The organism is Streptomyces sp. NPDC005151, assembly GCF_053599875.1.
Genome location: NZ_JBSFYR010000007.1, coordinates 1 through 19,147 on the forward strand (window position 1 = coordinate 1; position 19,147 = coordinate 19,147).

The window sequence follows — 19,147 nt, forward strand, 5'->3', positions numbered from 1 at the left end:
TGCGACGAGTGCAGCCCGTACCTGCGCAGCACCTTCCCCCGCTCACCCTCGGGGGCGGCCTCGTACTCGGCGAGGACCTTCATCTTGAAGTCCGCAGTAAAGCTGCGGCGCTTGGCCTTGGCGGGGACCTGGGGATCCGGGCGGGAAGTCACTTCTCCAGCATCCCCCGCCCGCCGGGCTGAGGTCACAACGGTCATCGGTACAGCACTACTCGTCTCTCCGCCCAGTCAGATGTTTCCGGGTTCTCCCCGACTCACCTGAGGTTGTCACAGAGGGCAGCGGCCAGTACGTCACAGGCACGAACCGGTGTCGTAGGCAGTGGCGAGGACGTCCGCCGACTCGAAGAGACGACAACGCGGACACTGAGGTTGTTTCATAGGTGACCACCTATGAAACGGGCCAGATCGTGACGTCATGGCGTCGTGCCGCCACGACGTCACGCCCGGCGGGCGCCCGCGGCTCGACGTCTTCCTGTGTTCCTACTTCCGGCGTCGGCGCGACCCGCACGGTGGACCCCGTCCCCGGCCTGAGTGAAGAAGGCGCCGGCCGCCGGACCTCGGGGGTCGAGAATCGGGAGGCGGAAGCCCGGAGCGGACCGCATTGGATTGATGTTCAAAAATGCCCTGGTTTGCGCGACTTCTGCCAATGGGCCGGAGTGGGGAGACGCAGACGACCATTTTCGCCCCCTCTGGCTGATCGGATTCCGAGTTTGAGCAGGAGCCGAGCGGAATGCGGGTCAGCGCCCCTGCATCAGGAGGTGGAGCAGTGTCACCACACCGACGCCGACAACGAGAGCTGTGCCGAACGAGGGGTGCTCGAAGGCCACGTACACGGTGCTCCCGCCCACAAGCATGAGTAGTACCGCCCGCTGATCTAGCTGCCCATTCATCCGTGAGGCCTCCCTGCGTTTACGCCGCCATCGCTGTCACAGGGAAACAACGACTGGAATTTAGACAGAAATCCCAGCCGATTTCGCATTATTCCGATCGTGCAGTACAATCCGGCGCTTCCGTCAGCCCCGGTTACGCCGACGGGCACTACCCATCCAGCCCTGACCAACGCGATCAAACGGCGATGACGCAAGCTCTCGTCCGCCAAGGTTCGGTGGCACGCGGTCAAAGTTCGATGGCACTGGACACCCTCCCCCTGAGGGGGCGGTGCGCCCGACCGTTTCCGCCCCCAGAGTTGATTGGAGAGAGGTCCCACGAAGGGATGCGGCGGCGAAGATCGGTAACCGGCCTCACAGTCGACGCTCTCCCGGCTGTTCTCTATTGCCCGCGTGTGATTGGACGTTCGGGGAGATCCAAGGGGCCCACAGGGGCACACAGCGGTTTCCGCAGGTCGGCGGCCTGATCGCCGGTGACTCGTGGGACGTGTGCCCGATCTGCCTGATTCCGAGCGGAGCACGACCAGGGGACAGCCGTCTCCCACGGGAGACACCGGGGACGGCGGCGCGGGCGGGTGGCTTCTTCCTCCCACGAGGGCGGCGAGCCCGAGACGCGAGCGCGGTGATCCTGTATCTCGCGCGCGATGGGTCGGTCCCGGAAGTCCCGTGCAGCCCGCGACTGGCTCTGTTCACGTCGCAAAGCAGCGTTTTGACGGCAGTTCGGGAGGCAGTGCCCGCGCCGGATGTTTACGACTCGGGCAGCAGCTCGGTGGTGACCGAGGAGGAGCCGTCTGCCGCCGGTCCGGAGCCCGCCCCTACAAGACAGGCCGCCGCCCGCGTACCGGGCGTTCCACACACTTGAAGACTTCGAGGCCTCGATCGTGGCTACGGGGAAGGCGTCTGATGCCCCCCCAGACGCCCACGAGCGAGAAGTTCTTGCACTCCAGAGCATCACATCAGCGCCTCTCCGCCCCATAACCCACGTAGGGGTGTGACCGAGATACGCGTCAAAGGGGCAACGGGATGATCTTGAAGCCCTGAGCGCCAGTCGCCCGTCACCCATTCGGCTCAGTGTCGTTGGTGGTGATGTTGAGCGTCGTCTGGGGCCTGGGGTGGGTTGTGACATCGATTGAACGGACCGCGTATCCGCGGTTCAAGCGGCTGATCACCGCGCATGAGCTGCATCTGTTCTTCTCCCCGAGCCGCGATGAGCTGGAGTGGGCGGCCGATGCCACGGACTGCGATGAGCATCTGCTGGCGCTGCTGCTGATGCTGAAGTCGTACCGGCGTATGGGGTGTTTCCCCGCGCTGAAGGACGTCCCGGAGATGGTGGTGGACTTCGTCCGGCGGGCGGTGGAGCTGCCGGAGGGCACGCTGCCGGTGTACCGGGCGGAGCGGACCGCCAAGCATCACCGGGGCCTGGTCCGCAAGCAGGCCGGCGTGACGTACGACCAGGCCAAGGCCCGGCAGATCGTCGAGCAGTCGATCCGCAAGGAAGCCGCGGCGAAGAACCGTCCGGCGGACCTCATCAACATCGCGCTGGAGAAGGTGGTGGAGGCCGGGCTGGAGCTGCCGAAGTTCTCCACCTTCGACAAGTTGGCCTCGAAAATCCGCACCGAGGTGAACGCCTCGATCTGCGCGGGTATCCACGACCGCATGAGCGCCGCTCAGCGGGCCGGGCTCATGCGGCTGCTGGAGGAGCGCGACAGCGACGGGACGACGCTGTTCAACCGGCTGAAGAAGCCCGCCAAGGGCCCGACCTGGTCGCACTTCAAGAACCTGACCAAGCGTCTGGAATGGCTGGACGAGCTCGGCGACACCGATGTGTGGATGGACGGGGTCGCCGCGGGGAAGATCACCGATTTCGCCGGGGAGGCGGACGCGGCGGACGCCTCGGAGCTGCGGGACTTCGTCCCCGTCAAACGCATCGCGCTGGTCGCAGCCCTGACGCACAAGGCGAGAATGCGGGTGCGGGACGACCTGGCGACGATGTTCTGCAAGCGCTTGGCGACGAAGATCAAGAAGGCCAAGGCGGAGCTGGAGGAGATCCGGCTCGCCGAGCGGGAGATCGTCGAGGCTCTGATCGGGAACTACCGCACGGTGCTCAAGCACATCGACGAGGGCAGCCCGGCCCAGGATGCGCTCACGAAGGCCGCGGCCATGACCGCCGAGGCCCGCCAGGCCTTGGAGGGCCTGGACGAGGGGGCGTCGGTGGACGAGGTCGCGACGCGGCTGGAGGGCAGGGTCTCCCCGGCGGTCCTCGCTCTGGTGAAGGCCCAGGTGGTGCAGGCCGGCGGATTCGGCGCGGTCACCCGCGCGGTGGAGGGCTTCGGTGGGTTCGCGAAGCAGTACGAGCAGATCGAGAAGGTCTCTGCCCATCACGGCAACTTCTGGGAAGTGCTGCTGTACGGGCAGATCGGCCGGGACCGGGCGGTGATGTTCGACCTGGCCGACAACGACAAGCTGAAGTTCACCGCGACCAGCGAGGACAGCCGGGTACTGGATGCCCTCGCGCACGCCCAGCGGCACCAGGCGGCCCGCGGCGAGTACATCACCGCCTTCAACGAGGAGGGCAAGGAGGTCGACATCTCCTTCGCCACCCAGAACTGGCGCAAGGCCGTGGTCGACAAGACCCGGACTGGGCAGTTCGTGCGCAAGCACTTCGAGGCGATGGTCTTCACCGCGCTCGCCGAGGAACTGCGCACCGGCGACGTCGCGGTGGTCGGCTCGGAGGAGTACGCCGACTGGTCCGAGCAGCTGCTGGCCTGGGAGGTCGTCCAGGAGACGCTGGGGTCCTACCTGGTGGAGGTCGGCCTCGCCGAGGCGGGCGAGAGCGCCGATTTCGACGCGATGTTCTTCCGCCGGCAGCTGGAGGACAAGCTGCGAGGCGCCGCCGCGGCAGCGGACGCCGGGTACCCGGAGAACGACAGCCTGGTCATCGATCTGGAAACGGGCATCCCCTCGCTGAAGGCGTTCAGGGCGGACGGCCAGCGGCTCTCGGCCAAGCGGCTGGAGCAGGAGATCAAGGCGAGGATGCCGGAGCGTTCCCTGATGGGGATCGTGGCCCGGACCGCGTACTGGGTGGAGTGGTGGCGCCGTTTCGGCCCCCCATCGGGCAACGAGCCCAAGCTCAGCGACCCCTTGGGCCGCTATGTGATCGTCACGTTCGTCAAGGGCACCAACATGGGCCCGTACGAGGCCGCCCGACACATCCCCGGCGTGAGCGGGCACGAGCTGTCGTACGTCGCCAACAAGCACTTCTCCATCGTGCTGCTGAACGAGGCGATCTCCGACCTGGTGAACGCGCACGCCCGCCTGGACATCTCGCAGGCATGGGGCGACGGGACCGCCGTCGCGGCGGACGGCACCCACATGGACACCTATCTCGACAACCTGCTCTCCGAGACGAGCGTCAGGTACGGCAAGCCGGGCGGGATCGCCTATCACCACGTCTCGGACACCTACATCGCGCTGTTCACGCACTTCATCCCGTGCGGCGTGTGGGAGGCCGTCTACATCATCGAGGGCCTGCTGAAGAACACCAGTGAGGTGCAGCCGACCACCGTGCACGCGGATACCCAGGGCCAGAGCTTCCCCGTCTTCGCGCTCGCTCACCTCCTGGGCTTCGACTTGATGCCCAGGATCAGGAACTGGAAGGAACTGACCTTCTACCGGCCCTCCAAGCAGACGGAGTACGTGCACATCGACGCCCTGTTCGGCGAGCCGGGCAAGAACGTCATCGACTTCGACCTGATCGAGTCCCAGTTCCGCCACCTGATGCGAGTGGCCGTCTCCGTACGCGAGGGCACCATCTCCTCCTCCACGCTGCTCAAGCGCCTGCGCTCCGGGTCGAAGAAGAACGCCACCTACGCCGCCTTCCGCGAGGTCGGCCGCGTGATCCGCACCGTCCAGCTCCTGCGCTACCTCTCGGACGCGCCACTGCGCCGGCGGGTGACCGCGGCGACCAACAAGGTCGAGTCGTTCAACCGGTTCTCCCAGTGGATCGGCTTCGGCAACCGCGGCGTCATCGCCGACAACGACCCCATCGAGCAGGAGAAGACGATGAAATTCAACGCCCTGCTCACGAACATGGTGATCTTCCACAATGCCCTGGACATCGCCGAGATCATCCGCCAGCTGCTGGAAGAAGGCTGGGAGATCGACCCCGAGGACCTGGCCCACATCTCGCCGTACCTGACCGAGCACGTCAACCGGTTCGGCGAATACAGCACGCACGAACTCGGTATCCAGCCGGAAGCGTACGACCCGAAGCTTAACGTCGACTTCACCCCGCTCCGTGAGCAGAGTCTGATCGCCGTCGGCCTCGGTCAGGCTGCTTGACCCAACGTTTTCGCCTTCGCGGCCGCCCTATTTTTTGGATCGGGATGCGGGTCGGCTATGTGGTGGGCCGCAGGAAGCGGACGACGGCGTCTTTCTCCATGTCGACTTCCCACTGGATCTGAGGGGGGACAGGTTCGAACGCATCCACCTTGATGGAGCGCGCGCCGTAGCCACGGCTCCAGGTGGCGATGGCCATGCCGTCGGCGATGACGGTCGGCCGGATGAGGCCGCCTCCTGGCCAGACGCGGGCCTGGTGGAGAGCGGGGACGGACATCTCGCGAGTGCGGTAGCCGATCAGGTAGTTGTCGTAGGCGGGCAGCATGCGAACGTCTGGAGTGTCAGACGGGCCCGGGAGTTCCTCCACCCGTCCGACGAGCATGGTCAAGCCGCCGTACTCGGTGATCACGCCGGATTCCGCCAGCAGTTTCCAGGCCCTACGGGCCCAGGTGACCGGCAGCCCGGACCAGGCGGCGAAGTCCTCCAAGGTGGCGGGGGCATACGCGGCAAGGTAGCGACGGGCCAGCTCGGCGAGAGCAGCGCCTTCCTCCCACCGGGCGCCCCCGGTGGTGGGCAGCCAGTCGTCAAGCATTACATACGTTGCCTCACCGGCGCGCTGCGGACCGTGACAGAGGACGCCAGTGAGTGCCGCGTGGCGGATCAGGTGGAAAGGCTCCTGCCCGTCCGGCGAGATACCGAGGGTGGTGAGGTGCTCAGTCAACTCGGCCCGGGTAAGCGGGCCGTGCGCGGCGAGAACGCGCCGGATGAGATAGTCGGCGCGCTGGCGCAGATCATCGTCCAGGCCCAGCTGCTGGTAGCGGCGGCTGGTTGCGGCAAGAATCCGCGGGGACAGCAACCGCAACACCCAGCGGGCGTCGTCGCTGGGAATGGTGTGCAGGGTGCCGCGCATGTACCAGCCGCGGACGATACTCCGCTCTTTCTCGTATGTCGTGCGGATGGCCTGGGCGGTGATGTCCCGGCCGCGTACCCGGATGCCCAGGTCGGCGGCCGTGGCGTCCTGGGCCTGGATAGCGAATACCCGTCGGACGACCGCCTCGGCAGAGTCCTCCCGTGCTCCGCCGGCCAGGGCCTGCGCACAGGCCCGCAGCCGGCGGATGCTCTCGTGGTCAAGCGTCGGGCTGTGCCTCTCGGCCGGCGCGGTCAGGAGACGGCATTGTCGAGGATGTCGGCGAGTTCGGCGGGCGCGGAAAGCATCGGCCAGTGCCCGGTGGGCAGGTCGAAGCGCCGCCACGGCGACTGGTTCAGGTAGGCCAGCATCGGCACCCCGGCATCCAGCAGCCCCGTGAAGTCATGGCACGCCACCAGGACACGGTCCGCACCGGGACCGGGCTCGGCCGGGCCGGTGAGACGCTGGGTGAAGGTACCGAACGGCTGAGGGGTGGCACCCGTGCGCAGAGCGTCCAGCTGGCCCTCATCGAGCCCGTCGAGGCTGCTGGACAAGCCCAGGACCTCAAACGTCGGCATCGGCAGCCGCCACCCGTCGCCAGACGCGTCGACCTGCTGGCGCAGCTGGTCCGCTGCCTGCGGTGGCATGAGGTCGAGCATGCACATGCCCGCGGCAAATGGGGCGCTGTCCACATAGACCACGCGCTCCAGCCGGTCACCGAGACGTCCAGCTGCCCCGGTCACCGGAGCAGCCGCGTAGCTGTGGGCGACCAGCGTGACGTCGCGCAGATCGTTCCGCTCGACGAAGCCAGTGATGTCCGCGATGTGCGTGTCCAGATCTGTCTCGGGTCCGCCCTGGTCTGCGTGCTCGGACAGGCCCGTCAGTGTCAGCGGCAGCGCCGTGTGACCACGCTCCTGCAGAGCGCGAGCGGTGTCTTCCCAGGCCCACGCCCCGAGCCAGGCGCCGGGAACGAGTACGAAGGTGGCCATGTGATCTCCCAGAAGTAGGTGCTGCCGGGAGCGTAAGGTCGATACAGGACAGAATCCGCCCTGAAATGCCGAGTGATCCATGTCGCATCCCCTCACCCGCGTGCTGACCCTGCTGGAACTCCTCCAGTCCAACGCCCGGCTCACCGGGGCGGAGCTGGCAGACCGCCTGGACACCGACGTCCGCACCGTGCGCCGCTACACGGCCCACCTACGCGACTTGGGCATCCCCGTGGAGGCCGAACGCGGCCGCTACGGCGGCTACCGACTGGCCCGCGGCTACCGGATGCCACCTCTGGTCCTCACCAACGACGAGGCCCTCGCCGTGGTCCTTGGCCTGCTCGCGGCAGAGCGTCTGGGCATGGGGACTGCCGCGCCGGCCAGTGCCGGTGCTCTGGCCAAGATCGAGCGGGTGCTTCCGCACGCCCTGCGCGAACCGCTCGCCGCCATGCGGGAAACCCTGTCCTTCACCGCCAACGCCGTGACCGGTCAGGCACCCGGAACCGGCGTCCTGCTGGCCCTGGCCCAGGCCTCCCGCGCCCACACGACTGTCGGCATCCACCACCAGTCCTGGTGCCGGGAACACACCGAACGCGACATCGACCCCTACGGCGTGGTCTTCCATACCGGCCGCTGGTACGTCGTCGGCCACGACCACCTTCGCGACAGCCTGCGTACCTTCCGCATCGACCGCATCACCTCCGTCACCGCCCGAGCCGACAGCTTCACCGCACCCGACGGCTTCGACTCCGTGGCCCACCTGACCTCGACCCTCGCTCAGGGGCCCTACCGCTGGCAGGTCGAGGTGACGATCCATGGCCCCCTCGATGAGATCGCTCGCCGGCTACCTCGCTCAGCGGTGACCCTCACCGCCCAGCCCACCGGCGTTCTCATGCACGCACGGGCAGAACGGCTGGACGGTATGGCCCACATGCTCGCCTCCCTGGAGTGGCCCTTCACCATCCACCATCCCGACGAACTACGGCAGGCGCTCATGAATCTGGCCGCCCAGCTCACCGCAGCCGCCCAGCGGAGACCGGAAGAACTACCGCAGTAAATACCGGATTTACTGCGACGGAGCCCTGGCCGTGATCGTCGCGACCTGCGGCGGACCGTTCCGGCTTCCAGGGCGAGATGTACGCATTTACTGCGGCGTCACTGTGCTGACCACGCGTAAAGCCGCATCAGGTGTCAGCTCCCGGAGGCGGCTGCACGGATGACCGGAGTCGGCTGCACGCGCTGACGGCGGGTTCCGTCTCCAGCCCCCGCCCCTGCTCGGAGGATGGCCGATTCTCCGGGGAGCTCTACGAGGCGCGGTGGCCAAACTCAGCCAGCACCCGTCGGGTCTGCTTCTGTTGGTGTGCCACGGCCTACGGTCAACGCCCAACGCACGGCTGGGGACGCCTCGACGGACACGTCTCCACTGCGCTCCACCCCTGACAGCGCCAGCTCGTTGGAGACGGTGCTGACCTGGTCAGCACCACACTCCAGGGGGAAGGAGACGTGCACGGGCCGCACCGTCACCGTGATCTTCCCCTCGCCCTGGCAGCTCGCCGCGATGGTGAGGGCGTCACCTTTCTTGCCCTTGCTGTAGGGGAAGCTGGCGTTCCCTGTGGTCACCTTCTGGCGGCCGGCGAGTGATGCCCCAGGGTCCAACTCCGGCGGCTTCAACAGGGAAGGCTGCGTGGTGCCGGGCACGCTGCCGTTCGCTGCCGGGCCCGGCGTCGCGGAGTCGTGGGGCCGCGTGGGCCGACTGGCGTCCGAATGATCCGTCGTGCACGCGGCGACGGACAGAAGTACAGCAGCACACGCGATGCTCACTACCGCACGGGTTCGGCAAGACATATCAGCTCTCCAAGACAGCCCAGCCGACGCGATGCGGCGTGTGGATGATGACCCTGCGCTTGCTGTCCGGCCGGCAGCTGTCGAGATCATGTCAGCGCCCCTGGCGAACCATCAGCCTTCACGTCCTTTCTGAGCAAAACCTGAGCTAGCCGATCAACCAGCGCACGTATGGGTGACCGGCCCGACGCACGCCGGGCACGGCCTCGGCCACCCCGAGGTCTCAGGGCGCGTGACGAGACCGGGGTCCTGCGAAAGCCGTCAGTCAGCCCTCGCCCCTACTGCAGGTAGCGGTGCAGGGAGGTTTTCGGGATGCCGGTCTTGGCGCTGATCTCGCCGTAGCTGGCGCCCTGGCCCTTGAGTAGGCGCGCATACTCGATCTTGTCGGTGGGGTGGGCGACAGGTCGACCGATGCGGCGGCCGGCGGCTTCGGCCACGGCGCGGGCGTGGGCGGCGCGTTCGGCGGTGAAGGTGCGTTCGGGTGGCGAGGAACATTGGAACGAAAACCGGCGTCTGTACGCTCCGTGACGGTCTGCCACGGATATCGCCCTATTATCTGCGGGACTGGGATGCGTCACCTGCGGCGACGTCCTCAAGCCGCTACGCGAAGCGGACCTGTTATCTGTGGCAAGGGGGAAGCGGTGGCCACCGTCGCACAGCTGCCGACCGGCAAGGCGCTCACGGTCCGCATGGCGGCCGACGTGTTCCTTGACTCGCTCGGCAATCCGAACACGGTCCGGAGCTACGCGACCGGGGTGGGCAAGACCGCCGAGCGGCTCGGCGAGGGCCGTCCGCTGGCGACGGTGGCGGACGATGAGATCGGCGAGGCCCTGGAACTGCTGTGGGGCACCTCGGCGGTGAACACCTGGAACGCGCGCCGGGCATCGGTGCTGTCCTGGCTGAGCTGGTGCCGCGAGCGCGGCCACGACGGACCGGCCGTCCCGGTGTGGGCGAAGCGGATGGCGGTGCCGGACTCCCAGACTCCGGCCCGCTCGCGCATGGCGATCGACCGGCTGATCGCGCGGCGCGAGGTCCACCTGCGGGAGAAGACGCTCTACCGGATGCTTTTCGAGACTGCCGGGCGGTCGGACGAGATCCTGGGCGTCAACATTGAGGAGCTGGACTTCGCCGGGCGCCGCTGCCAGGTCAAGGCCAAGGGTGCGAAGACGAAGACTCGTCGGCGCGGCCAGGCGCGGGAGGACTTCGTTCTGGAGACCGTCTACTGGGACGCCGGCACCGCCCGGCTGCTGCCCCGTCTACTGAAGGGCCGCACCCAGGGGCCGGTCTTCGTCACCCATCGCCGTCCCGGGCCGGGCAAGGTCGTCAGCTCCCGCGACGTGTGCCCGGACACCGGCTTCGCGCGGCTGTCGTACGGGCAGGCCCGCGCGCTGCTGGATGAGCACACCGCCGTACGAGGTGTGGGCACGGGCTGGGACCTGCACGAATATCGCCACTCTTCGCTCACACACCTTGGGGAGGCGGGTGCGAGCCTGTTGATGCTGATGGCGAAATCCCGGCACAAAAAGCCGGAGAACGTGCGCCGCTACTTCAAGCCGTCCCCGGAGGCCATCGCCGAGGTCACCAGCCTGCTCGCTCCCGGCGACAGCCGACGCTGACCTGTGTGGCCATGCCGGTGCCTGGCCCCACCCGCTTCGATCGCGGCCATGGTCTGGCCGCTATCGTCGCCAGATGCCTGAAGCTCCTGAGAAGTTCGACACCGCAATGACCACTTGGCAGGAATGGCAGGACGCTCCCTGGGGCCGTCTGCGCTACGTGATCGCCGAGGCGAACTTGGTCCGCCATCTGGATGGCCTGGGTGACGGGCCGTTGCGCATACTCGACCTCGCCGGCGGCGACGGCGGCGACGCCATGCGTCTCGCGGCCCGCGGGCACCACGTCACCATCGTCGACTACGCCCCGGCCATGCTCGCCGCCGCGACCGAGCGAGCTTCGGCGGGCGGTCTGACGGAGCTGATCACCTGCGTGCAGGCCGACGTGACCGCTCTGCCCGCTGACCTCGCCGCCGGACAGTTCGACGTGGTGCTGTGCCACAACCTCCTTCAGTACGTGGACGACGTGCCCGGCACTCTCGCCACGGCCCTCGCACCCCTGAAGCGCGGCGGCCTGTTCTCGGCGATGGCGATCAACCGGCATTCGGCGGCCCTGAACATCACCGTTCGCGAGATGGCCCCAGCCGCCGCACTGGCCGCACTCGACACTGACCAGGCCCGAACGCAGATGTTCGACTCAGCGCTGACCCTGTACACGGCCGAGGAGATCATCCCTGTCCTGCACAGCCTTGGCTGTCAGGACGTGCAGCACTACGGCATCCGCAGCTTCTGCGACTACATCACCGACGACGCACGAAAGTACGACCCGGCGTTCTACGCCGACCTCGAACGACTGGAACTCGCCACTACCGCGCGCCCGCCCTACATGCACACCGCTCGGCTCTTCCAACTGACGGCGCGGAAACGGGACAGCTGACCGCGCCCCCGGTGCCCTGGTGGCGGGCTCGTGCAGTCACGCCCGCCACCAGTCTTGCTACTCCTCCACGGCGTCCGGGTCTCGCAACGGCCGCATGCCCCCGGGCAGGTCCGGCAGGGAGAAGGAGTAGCGGCCCAGCATGTTGATGTGGTGGCGGACGAAGGGCGAGAGGCGGGCCACGTCCTCGTCGCGGACATCGAAGCCATCGTTGCGGAGCTGGGTAACGGCGGCGTCCATGTAGCGGGTGTTGAACAGCACCAGGGCGTTGAGCACGAGTCCCAGCGCGCCGATCTGGTCTTATCCGAACTAGCCCAGCTCGGCGGCAGGTCCGCCTGCGAGCCGTCGGTCACCACGGAAAGTAGTCGTGAAGAAGTTGGGTGGACGGGTTCCGTCGGGCGTGTCGTGCACGTCGTCCGCGCGCGTTTCGCGGTCTTACTGGGAGAACGCGTAGGTCCGGACGGGGTCGAGGTGCAGTTCGAAGGGCCCGAAACAGTCGGCCGCGAGGGTCGCGACCGGAGCGCCGCAGGGGCAGGCATGGTTGAGTCCCTCGTCGCCTGTTGGTCCGCAGCACCCGCTGCTGTTCTCCCAGTTGGGCAGTGGCTGAAGGTCGGCGGCGTCATCGGGGTGCACCAGCACCGTGTTTCGGCTGCCGGCCGAGATGACGAAGCCTGCTTCACGGCAGACCACGGGGCCGCGCGACTGAGCCGGCTTCGGGTTCTCCTGACTGTCCTGCACGACGTAGGGAGGTCCCCAGGGTTCGGGATCGATCGCGTAGTGGCCCCGCGGAACGGTGGAAGGTGCCCGGCGTGTCTCCTTGTCCCGGTCGCGCTCGTCGTCTGAGACGTCAGGGACGGCGGCAAGCTCGGCCAGCTTCGGCGTGATCTCGGTGCCGCACTTGGAACAGAGGAAGACGGTCATCCCCTCGTTGTAGTGCTCAGGACTGCCCCTTCGCATCCTCGTTTCGCTGCTCGGAGTCGATGCGCGCGACGACGCCGCGGAGATCGGGCATGCCCAGGTGGACGGTGGTGTGCCGGGCCGCGAGATCGCGCATGGCGGCGAGCTTCTGCTCGGCGGCGGCGAGGCTGGCCTCGATCGCGGCGACTTCGCCGAGCCAGCCTTGTTCCTTGGCTTCCTGGAGCCGGTCGAGCAGGTTCGCGTGGATCTCCTCCAGGCGGGGCATTTGCTCGGGATCGGGCCGCAGGACAGGGCATCTGATGCAAGCGTGCTCATGGACGCACGGGGTGCCGAAGTCGCGTGCGCAGACGCCCAGCGCCACTTTGCGCAGTTCGAAGTGGGCCAGAAAGTCCTGCCACTCCTGCGCGGTGGGCTCGCGGTACTCCTCCCCGGGCCGCAGGGTTCGGCGGCGGGCGATGAAGGACCGGTGGTGGTTGATGACGTCCTCGGGATAGATCGCGGCATAGCCGAGAGTCGTGTCGACCCTCCGGTGGCCGCAGATGCGGGCGGCGATGTGTGGGGGCAGGCCGGAGCGGATGGCGTCCGTCACGAAGATTCTCCGGAAGTCGTGCGGCGTGTAGTGCAACTGCTCATCGCCAGGCCCGGTCAGCCCGCTCGCGGCAAGGGCGTCGTTGAGGCAGGTGTAGATGTAGTTGCGCGGGATGGCCCGGTCCTCCGGGCCGCAGCGGCGCTGGAAGAGGAACGGCATCGGTGCACTCCAGAGCCGTTCCAGACTGTCGTAGGCGGAGACCAGGGGCATGGCCTGCTGCCCGCGCCGGACACGGTGGATGATTGCTGTCATCACCTCGCCGAGCTCTGGCGAGACCAGCAGCAGCCGCTCTTGGTCGAGCTTGGACGGGGCGACCTGGAGCATGGGCACGATCTCGCCAGTGGTGGGCAGCTGGTAGGCGACGAAGCTGTGGTGGGTGAGTTCGAGGGCTTCCTCGATCCGCACGCCGGTGTGGCGAAGGACCTCGACGATGGCCCAGGCCCAGAAGGCGCGTTCCTCTTCCACGGTCAGGTCCCGGCGCCGACCGGTGGCGGGGTCGTCGGCGTAGATGCGGGAGGACACCCCGGCGCGGCGGAGGAGGATCTCGCCCGCCGGGGTGGTGAACGGGGCTCCGGCCGGTGTCCCCCGCCCGGCGGCGAGACGGGTCTGGGCGTTCTTGAGCTGGCGCTCGACGGCTTTGACCAGGGCCGGGAGTACGGGAAGCAGGGTGCGGGTGCGCTGGTCCATGGCCGCCTTGCGCCGGGCGCGGTTCTTGCTGTGGTCGGTGTCGCTGTCGCGGACCGGGCAGGGTGCCACCCACGGACCCCAGCGTGTCGGCTCGTCGGCGGCCCAGCGGGCGAGATCTTGGTAGAACGTGCGGACCCAGCTGAACACGGTGTGCGTGTTGACCCGCGGCCGGATGGGGGTGCCGTGCCGGTCACGGACCATGCGGACGCGCTCGCGCCAGGCGGTGACGGTGTCGGCGTCCAGCCGCAGCGAGTCGATGCCGGGGTGGTGTTTCTCCAGGTCGCGCCAGAATAGCCCGGCCAGGGTGCGGGCCATGTCCTCCAGCGTGGTGTAGTCGACGTCCACCGCGCGCTCGGTGAGGTAGTCGACCAGGAGGTCGCGTATCGCGGTGCAGGTGATGCCCTGCCGGTCGACCAGGGCTGCCGGTGTCAACTGCCCCGGCAGCATCACCGTCTTCAGTCGCGCGGGGGCGTCGGGACCGAAGACGCCGAGGCCCGCGAGGAGCGCGTAGAAGAGGTGCTTGCCGTGGTAGCCGTTGGTCTGGTGCTCGCCGATGGCGTGCTGCAACTCGACGCAGTCGCCGATGGTGACGTCGTGGACGGTCCCGCCCTTGGAGGCCACGATCCAGGTGACGCGGTTGAGCGCGTTGTTGCAGTCGTTGGATCCCGCGTGGCCGGTGGCCGTGTACTGGTCCTTGAGCGCCGTGAAACCGTCGGGATCAGTGACGCTGCGGATGTGCGCCAGCAGTTGCGAAGGGCGCTGCCGCAGTAGCCACCGGTAGGCGGGGCGTACGACTTGGCCGCCCAGCAGCGGGATCATGCCGCAGCACAGATCGGCGCGGTCATACTTGCGTGCCCGCTGGTGCTCGGCGAGCCACTGCATCGGCAGCCGCGTCCACTCCCGGCCGGCTTCCTCGGCTCCGCTGGCCATCCAGCGCTCCTGCCAGGTGCGGCCGGGCTGGTCCTCCAGCCAGTCCAGCAGCTTGATCAGACCGCGGTGCCGTGTGCGCAGGTTGGCGTCGCTGTCCGCGGTGAACGGCAGCGCGAGTGTGCGCTCCAGCACCTGTTCGCGCGGTTCCTCCGTCTGCCACCAGGCCGCCGGCGCTTCGCGTTTCTCCTGACCGGGAGGCAGGGGAGCGTGGCGGACGGGGGCGGAGGGCCGGACAGCCACGGTCGCGGTGGTCATGCCGGGCCTCCACCAAGGGCGGCCGTGCCGAGCAGCGTCTGGAGAACCTCGGAACGGTAGCCCGGGGCAGGCATCACCGGTTTGACGGGCTCCGCAGCCTGCCGGGCATGATGGGCCAGCACGTGCGCGACGACCTCGTCCTCGGCGGGTTCGAGGTACTGCTCCGTGGTGCTGATGTGGAGATGGCCAAGGACCCATTGGACGTCGGTGAGCGAGAGCTTGGGGTCGCGCACCATCCGTTTGGCCGCGCTGTGCCGCAGGTCATGCAGGGTCCAGTTCGCTCCCAGGGTCTCGTTGGCCCGGGTGAACACCATGCGTGCCGCGTCGTAGCTCAACGGCCTGATCGGGCGCCGGAGGGTCCACCACAGTGGCTCCTCCGGCCCGTCGAGGGCCTGCGGGCGGATCTGCTGCTGGTAGAGCCGCAGCCATACGAACGCGTCGCTGGAGGCGGGGATCCACTGCAGGGCCCGGGAGCCCTTGCGGATGACGCCGATCGTCTGGTCACCGGGGCTGACCCGGTCCCGGCTGACTCCGAGGAGTTCCGAGGCGCGCGGGCCGGCCGAGATGTAGAAGGCGACCAGCGCGCGGTCACGGTGTGAGGGCAGGGCTGCGAACAGTTCGTTAAATGCCTGGTCGGGGATGCCGCGCGGGGTTCGCCGGGGTTCCTTCGGCTGGTAGGGAGCCCGGCGGGCAGGGTGCTTGAAGGCGTGCATCGGGTTGTGGTGGGCGTTGAGGTGCTCATCCTCGGCGCGCTTGGTCTTCGGGAACGGGTTGAGCAGCGGCCGTCCGTGCATGTCGCGGTGGTACTCGTAGAAACTGCGGACCACCGCCCGCGCGTGCCTCCGGGTGCGTGCCGCGTAGTTCTCGCCCGCGTACCGCTTGCCGGTCACCGGATTGACCGACCCGGGCGCCGGGGCGTCCGGCCGCCGGGGCCGCGGCGGCTTCTTGACCATCTTCAGCCACAGTGCGAAGTCTCGGGCCTCCACCCGGCCGGCCCGGTCCCACGACACGTCGACAGCCCACAGGAACCGGAACCAGACCAGCAGCTCGTATGCGTACGAGCGGAGCGAGGCCGGGCTGTCGTCGTCGGCGAGCATGTCGAGCAGGAACTCGCTGACCGCCGCCACCTCAATCCCGTCCCGGTCGAGCAGCCGGTACGGCAGCGACGGATCGCCGGTCTCCTCGACCCGGCCGACCCTCGGCACCGTGAGCGCCGTGACGTCCCGTAACTGCATGCCCTCTTGCACCTGAGCCTCCACGAGCTGCTGTGATCTCCAACAGCTCGTGATAACAGCACATCAGGACGGTGGTGTGGCAGGGCTTCCGAGGCAAGCTGACCGGCCCGGTGCTTGGTCCCGTCACCGTGTGTCGATCTCCGGAGGCTCGTCGGCTCACCCCCCGGTAGTTCGGTCAACAGGTCCTCCATGCCGTCCTGGTAGCGCTGGTAGAGCTGCCCGGCCCGACCGTGGAAGATCTTCCGGGCGAGCGCGTGGCGGCCTTCTTGAAGGTTGGCCTGCACCTTGATCTTCCGCCGGTACGCGGGTTCGTCAGCCAGCCGCAGGATGTGCAGGGTCTTGGCGATCCGCCCGTAGTGGGCGATCGCGTCACCGAGCGGGGTGGGCCGGCCGTCGCGCGAGAGCATCCGGATCACGTCGTAGGCCCGGACGGCTCCGGTGTGGATGGAGCCGATGATCCGCAGGATGTCCTCCCAGTGCCGCTCTATCCGGACCAGGTCGACCCGGCCGCGGGCCGCGTCCTGGAAGGCGCCGTAGCCGGCGGTGCGGTCGATGCGCCACATCTTCTGGTCCGGCAGGTCGGCCAGCTGCGGCGCATAGGTGAACCCCGCCAAGGTCAGCAGGCCAAAGACAATGTCGGAATACGAGGCGGTATCCGTAACGATCACGTCCGGGCGTTTGCCGCCATCACGGTCGTACAGGACGTCCAGCACGTACAGCGAGTCGCGCGGAGTGCCGGCTACCACCTTCCCGCCGAGCCCGGCCGCCTGGTCGTTGATCATGTTCAACCAAGTGGCCCCGCCCCGGCGCCCGAAGTACTTCGGGTTCGGGCGGGCGTAGACCGACGGCACCGGCACCACGAACCGCATCCCGTCGACCGAGGCGACCAGACCGCCACCCCACGCACTGGCGAGCGGGATGGCCGCCTGGGTGGCGATCAGCGTGGCATTGGCGGCCCGGTAGGTCGCCAGCCGCAGATACGTCTGGTCGACGTGGGACAGCCGCCCGTACTTCAGCGCGTCGATGCCGCTGATCACCGGGGTGTAGCCGACGTTGCAGCCGTGCGCGACCAGCAGCGCCGCGACGGTGACCGGCAGGTCTTTCAGTCGGGCCTCGCCGCCGGTGACCGAGGTGAACGCCTGGTCCGCGCCGGTCCAGGAGAACACCTCCAGCAGCACCTCCGGCAGATCGACGCGGGGCAGCATCGCGTTCACTGCCGCCCGCAGGTCCAGCAGGGAAGCCGGTTCGGGCTCCGGCTCCAGTGCGGCGAAGTGCAGGCGGCCGTCATCGTCGAAGGAGATCTGCGCGTTGTCCGGCAGCCGGCCCGCCACCTCCCGGTAGGTGCCGTCCAGCAGCGCGGCCCGCGCCGCCAAGTGCCCGTCCGCCCCCGCGGGCAGTCCCAGAGACGCCAGCACGGTGGGCTTGGCCTGCTCCCACGCCTCACCAGCCAGCAACTTCGCCCGAGGGTCGCCCCACTTGGAGGAGTTCTTCGCGAAGATCTCCCGCCGCCGCAGCATGCGGTGGAACTGCTCCAGCACGCAGAACACGTACCCCTTCCAGTCCACCGTCCCCGGCTCCAGGTTCGGCGCGGCCAGCACAAGGCGCCGCCACGACCCGGCCAGCAGCTCGGTGTCGATCTCAGCCGGGCCGACCTTCTTACGGCCCATCAACTCCGGCAGCGACTTCAGCGCAGCCAGCACCGGGGCGCCCTCCGGGGTCGCATCGAAGTCCACGACCTTCACCAGGAGCTTCAGGAACGGCCGCACCGTGCCGAACCGGGTGACCAGCATCGCCCGCCACGCCTGATCCGCATCGGAGTCCAGCGGAGGCGTCAGCTCGAACAGCGAGGCGATCGCGGCGGCCAACTCGCTGCGCGGCACCACCGCCTCGATCTGCTCCCACATCGCCGCCAGCGTCTCCACCTTCGGCGCCTTGATCTCCCCGGTATCGGTGTCGACCTGCTCAGAGGTGGTGTCGAAGACGACCTGGAACGCGGTCGCCAGCTTCGCCCCGGCCCGCTCGACCCTCGGCAGGGTCTTCATCTTCTCCTTGGCCGTCTCCCGCTCGGCCTTGGCCAGCAGCTTCGTGGCGATCAACACCTCCAGGAGGTCCAGGGCGTCATCGACCGCCCGCGTCGTCAGGTGCACCGCGGTGGCCAGCAGCGTCGCCAGACGTCGCGCGTCGTTGTGGCGCTTGAGCAGCGTCGCCTTGCCGTCCACCCCGTACCGCGACAGCTCCGCCAGCCGGCGCGGCGGTATCCCCGACACGTCGAGCTCCCCCATGCCCAGATCGGTGATCTCCTCCGCCCGGGCCAACGACCATTTCATCTGCGGACCCGACACCCGCACCGGCCCGCGCCGCAGCCGGTCCAGCTCCGAGACCCGCGCACCGGCAGACACCGTCAGCAGCGAGTCCAGCACCGCCCGCTGCCCGGTGTTCAGCAGCCCGTACAGGGTGTCCCACAGCCGCTGATTCGCCGCCTCCCGGACATTGCCCACCAGCCGTGACAGTCGGCTCGCCCCAGGAAGAAGCACCCTGCGCTCGCGCAGCCACCCGGCCGCCGCGTCGAACAGCGCCTTCGGCCCGTCCCCGGTCGTCCAGGCCCGCGCGTCCAGCCACTCACCCAGCTCCGCCGCGACCTCGGCGAAGTCCCGCCAGCCCCCGGCCTCCTGGATCTCCCCGGCATGGCTGCGGGCCGTCCCGTCCCGCTCGCCGTACTCCTTCAGGCACGACGGGTCCTCGATCTCCAGCTGTTCGGCCAGGTACTCGGCCACCTCCGCCGGTACCTGCCGCGGGTCCGGCAGGAATCGGCCCAAGTAGCGCACGCTCGTGAGCTGGACCGCGTACCCGAGCCGGTTGTGCGCACGGCGCTTGGCCTGCACCGCCTCCCGGTCCGCGTCGTCCAAGAAGAAGTACCGCTCCAACTCCGAACGGGACGGCGCCCCGACAAACGCCCCGTACCCAGCCTGCTCACCCGACAGAAACTCGATCGCCACAACAACTCTCCGAAGATCGACAACAGCGACCTGCGAAGGCTCCGGCACGTAATCACCCCAGGTCAAAGCGCCAATCCACGCCAAGAGGGCTTAG

Annotated in this window: 12 protein-coding genes and 2 pseudogenes; 4 read left to right on the forward strand and 10 right to left on the reverse strand. The window is 68.3% G+C overall.

Annotation, left to right across the window (positions count from 1 at the left end):
- Positions 1 to 736 precede the first annotated feature (736 nt).
- Positions 737 to 889 carry a hypothetical protein gene (locus tag ACWD6R_RS05930; protein WP_451817596.1) on the reverse strand — a complete coding sequence of 51 codons (153 nt, stop codon included), beginning with the start codon at positions 887 to 889 and terminating at the stop codon, positions 737 to 739.
- 1,116 nt (positions 890 to 2,005) lie between these two features.
- On the opposite strand from ACWD6R_RS05930, the gene ACWD6R_RS05935 reads away from it, so the two are divergent.
- Positions 2,006 to 5,227, forward strand: a complete 3,222-nt coding sequence (locus tag ACWD6R_RS05935; protein ID WP_451817597.1) for a Tn3 family transposase — start codon at positions 2,006 to 2,008, stop codon at positions 5,225 to 5,227.
- 55 nt (positions 5,228 to 5,282) lie between these two features.
- Here ACWD6R_RS05935 and ACWD6R_RS05940 read toward each other — a convergent pair whose 3' ends face one another.
- A complete protein-coding gene (locus ACWD6R_RS05940; protein WP_451817598.1) occupies positions 5,283 to 6,476 on the reverse strand; it encodes a winged helix DNA-binding domain-containing protein in 1,194 nt (397 codons plus the stop codon).
- Positions 6,386 to 7,120, reverse strand: coding sequence for an alpha/beta fold hydrolase (locus ACWD6R_RS05945; RefSeq protein WP_451817599.1), 735 nt, complete (start codon positions 7,118 to 7,120; stop codon positions 6,386 to 6,388). The genes ACWD6R_RS05940 and ACWD6R_RS05945 overlap by 91 nt, the downstream gene beginning before the upstream one ends.
- A 79-nt stretch (positions 7,121 to 7,199) precedes the next feature.
- Between ACWD6R_RS05945 and ACWD6R_RS05950 the strand changes: the two genes are divergently transcribed.
- Positions 7,200 to 8,174: a helix-turn-helix transcriptional regulator gene (locus ACWD6R_RS05950; RefSeq protein WP_451817600.1), complete on the forward strand. Its 975-nt coding sequence runs from the start codon at positions 7,200 to 7,202 to the stop codon at positions 8,172 to 8,174.
- 269 nt (positions 8,175 to 8,443) lie between these two features.
- Here ACWD6R_RS05950 and ACWD6R_RS05955 read toward each other — a convergent pair whose 3' ends face one another.
- Both ACWD6R_RS05955 and ACWD6R_RS05960 read right to left on the reverse strand, forming a co-directional pair.
- A complete protein-coding gene (locus tag ACWD6R_RS05955) occupies positions 8,444 to 8,737 on the reverse strand; it encodes a hypothetical protein (protein ID WP_451817601.1) in 294 nt (97 codons plus the stop codon).
- A 500-nt stretch (positions 8,738 to 9,237) separates the two neighbouring features.
- Positions 9,238 to 9,498 carry a hypothetical protein gene (locus ACWD6R_RS05960; RefSeq protein WP_451817602.1) on the reverse strand — a complete coding sequence of 87 codons (261 nt, stop codon included), beginning with the start codon at positions 9,496 to 9,498 and terminating at the stop codon, positions 9,238 to 9,240.
- Positions 9,499 to 9,600: 102 nt separating this feature from the next.
- Here ACWD6R_RS05960 and ACWD6R_RS05965 point away from each other — a divergent pair, with 102 nt between their 5' ends.
- On the forward strand, positions 9,601 to 10,575 hold the full coding sequence (locus tag ACWD6R_RS05965; protein ID WP_451817603.1) for a tyrosine-type recombinase/integrase: 975 nt from the start codon (positions 9,601 to 9,603) through the stop codon (positions 10,573 to 10,575).
- A gap of 73 nt (positions 10,576 to 10,648) precedes the next feature.
- Entirely contained in the window at positions 10,649 to 11,446 is a 798-nt protein-coding gene (locus ACWD6R_RS05970) for a class I SAM-dependent methyltransferase (RefSeq protein ID WP_451817604.1), read from the forward strand.
- Between the two features lie 57 nt (positions 11,447 to 11,503).
- Here the strand turns inward: ACWD6R_RS05970 and ACWD6R_RS05975 are convergent.
- The 5 genes and pseudogenes from ACWD6R_RS05975 to ACWD6R_RS05995 form a co-directional block, all read right to left on the reverse strand.
- A pseudogene (locus ACWD6R_RS05975) lies at positions 11,504 to 11,743 on the reverse strand (Tn3 family transposase); the annotation flags it as partial.
- 135 nt (positions 11,744 to 11,878) lie between these two features.
- The gene (locus tag ACWD6R_RS05980; RefSeq protein ID WP_451817605.1) at positions 11,879 to 12,364 is read right to left on the reverse strand and encodes a hypothetical protein; all 486 of its coding nucleotides are present in this window, start codon (positions 12,362 to 12,364) and stop codon (positions 11,879 to 11,881) included.
- Between the two features lie 16 nt (positions 12,365 to 12,380).
- Positions 12,381 to 14,822, reverse strand: a complete 2,442-nt coding sequence (locus tag ACWD6R_RS05985) for a tyrosine-type recombinase/integrase (protein WP_451817606.1) — start codon at positions 14,820 to 14,822, stop codon at positions 12,381 to 12,383.
- A complete protein-coding gene (locus ACWD6R_RS05990; RefSeq protein ID WP_451817607.1) occupies positions 14,819 to 15,949 on the reverse strand; it encodes a tyrosine-type recombinase/integrase in 1,131 nt (376 codons plus the stop codon). The genes ACWD6R_RS05985 and ACWD6R_RS05990 overlap by 4 nt, the downstream gene beginning before the upstream one ends.
- Before the next feature lie 275 nt (positions 15,950 to 16,224).
- Positions 16,225 to 19,053: pseudogene (locus ACWD6R_RS05995) on the reverse strand (Tn3 family transposase); the annotation flags it as partial.
- Positions 19,054 to 19,147: the final 94 nt, after the last annotated feature.

Coding starts and splice junctions, on each gene's coding strand:
- ACWD6R_RS05930 (WP_451817596.1), bottom strand. CDS start 889: ATGAATGGGCAGCTAGATCAGCGGGCGGTACTACTCATGCTTGTGGGC.
- ACWD6R_RS05945 (WP_451817599.1), bottom strand. CDS start 7,120: ATGGCCACCTTCGTACTCGTTCCCGGCGCCTGGCTCGGGGCGTGGGCC.
- ACWD6R_RS05950 (WP_451817600.1), top strand. CDS start 7,200: ATGTCGCATCCCCTCACCCGCGTGCTGACCCTGCTGGAACTCCTCCAG.
- ACWD6R_RS05970 (WP_451817604.1), top strand. CDS start 10,649: ATGCCTGAAGCTCCTGAGAAGTTCGACACCGCAATGACCACTTGGCAG.
- ACWD6R_RS05980 (WP_451817605.1), bottom strand. CDS start 12,364: ATGACCGTCTTCCTCTGTTCCAAGTGCGGCACCGAGATCACGCCGAAG.
- ACWD6R_RS05985 (WP_451817606.1), bottom strand. CDS start 14,822: ATGACCACCGCGACCGTGGCTGTCCGGCCCTCCGCCCCCGTCCGCCAC.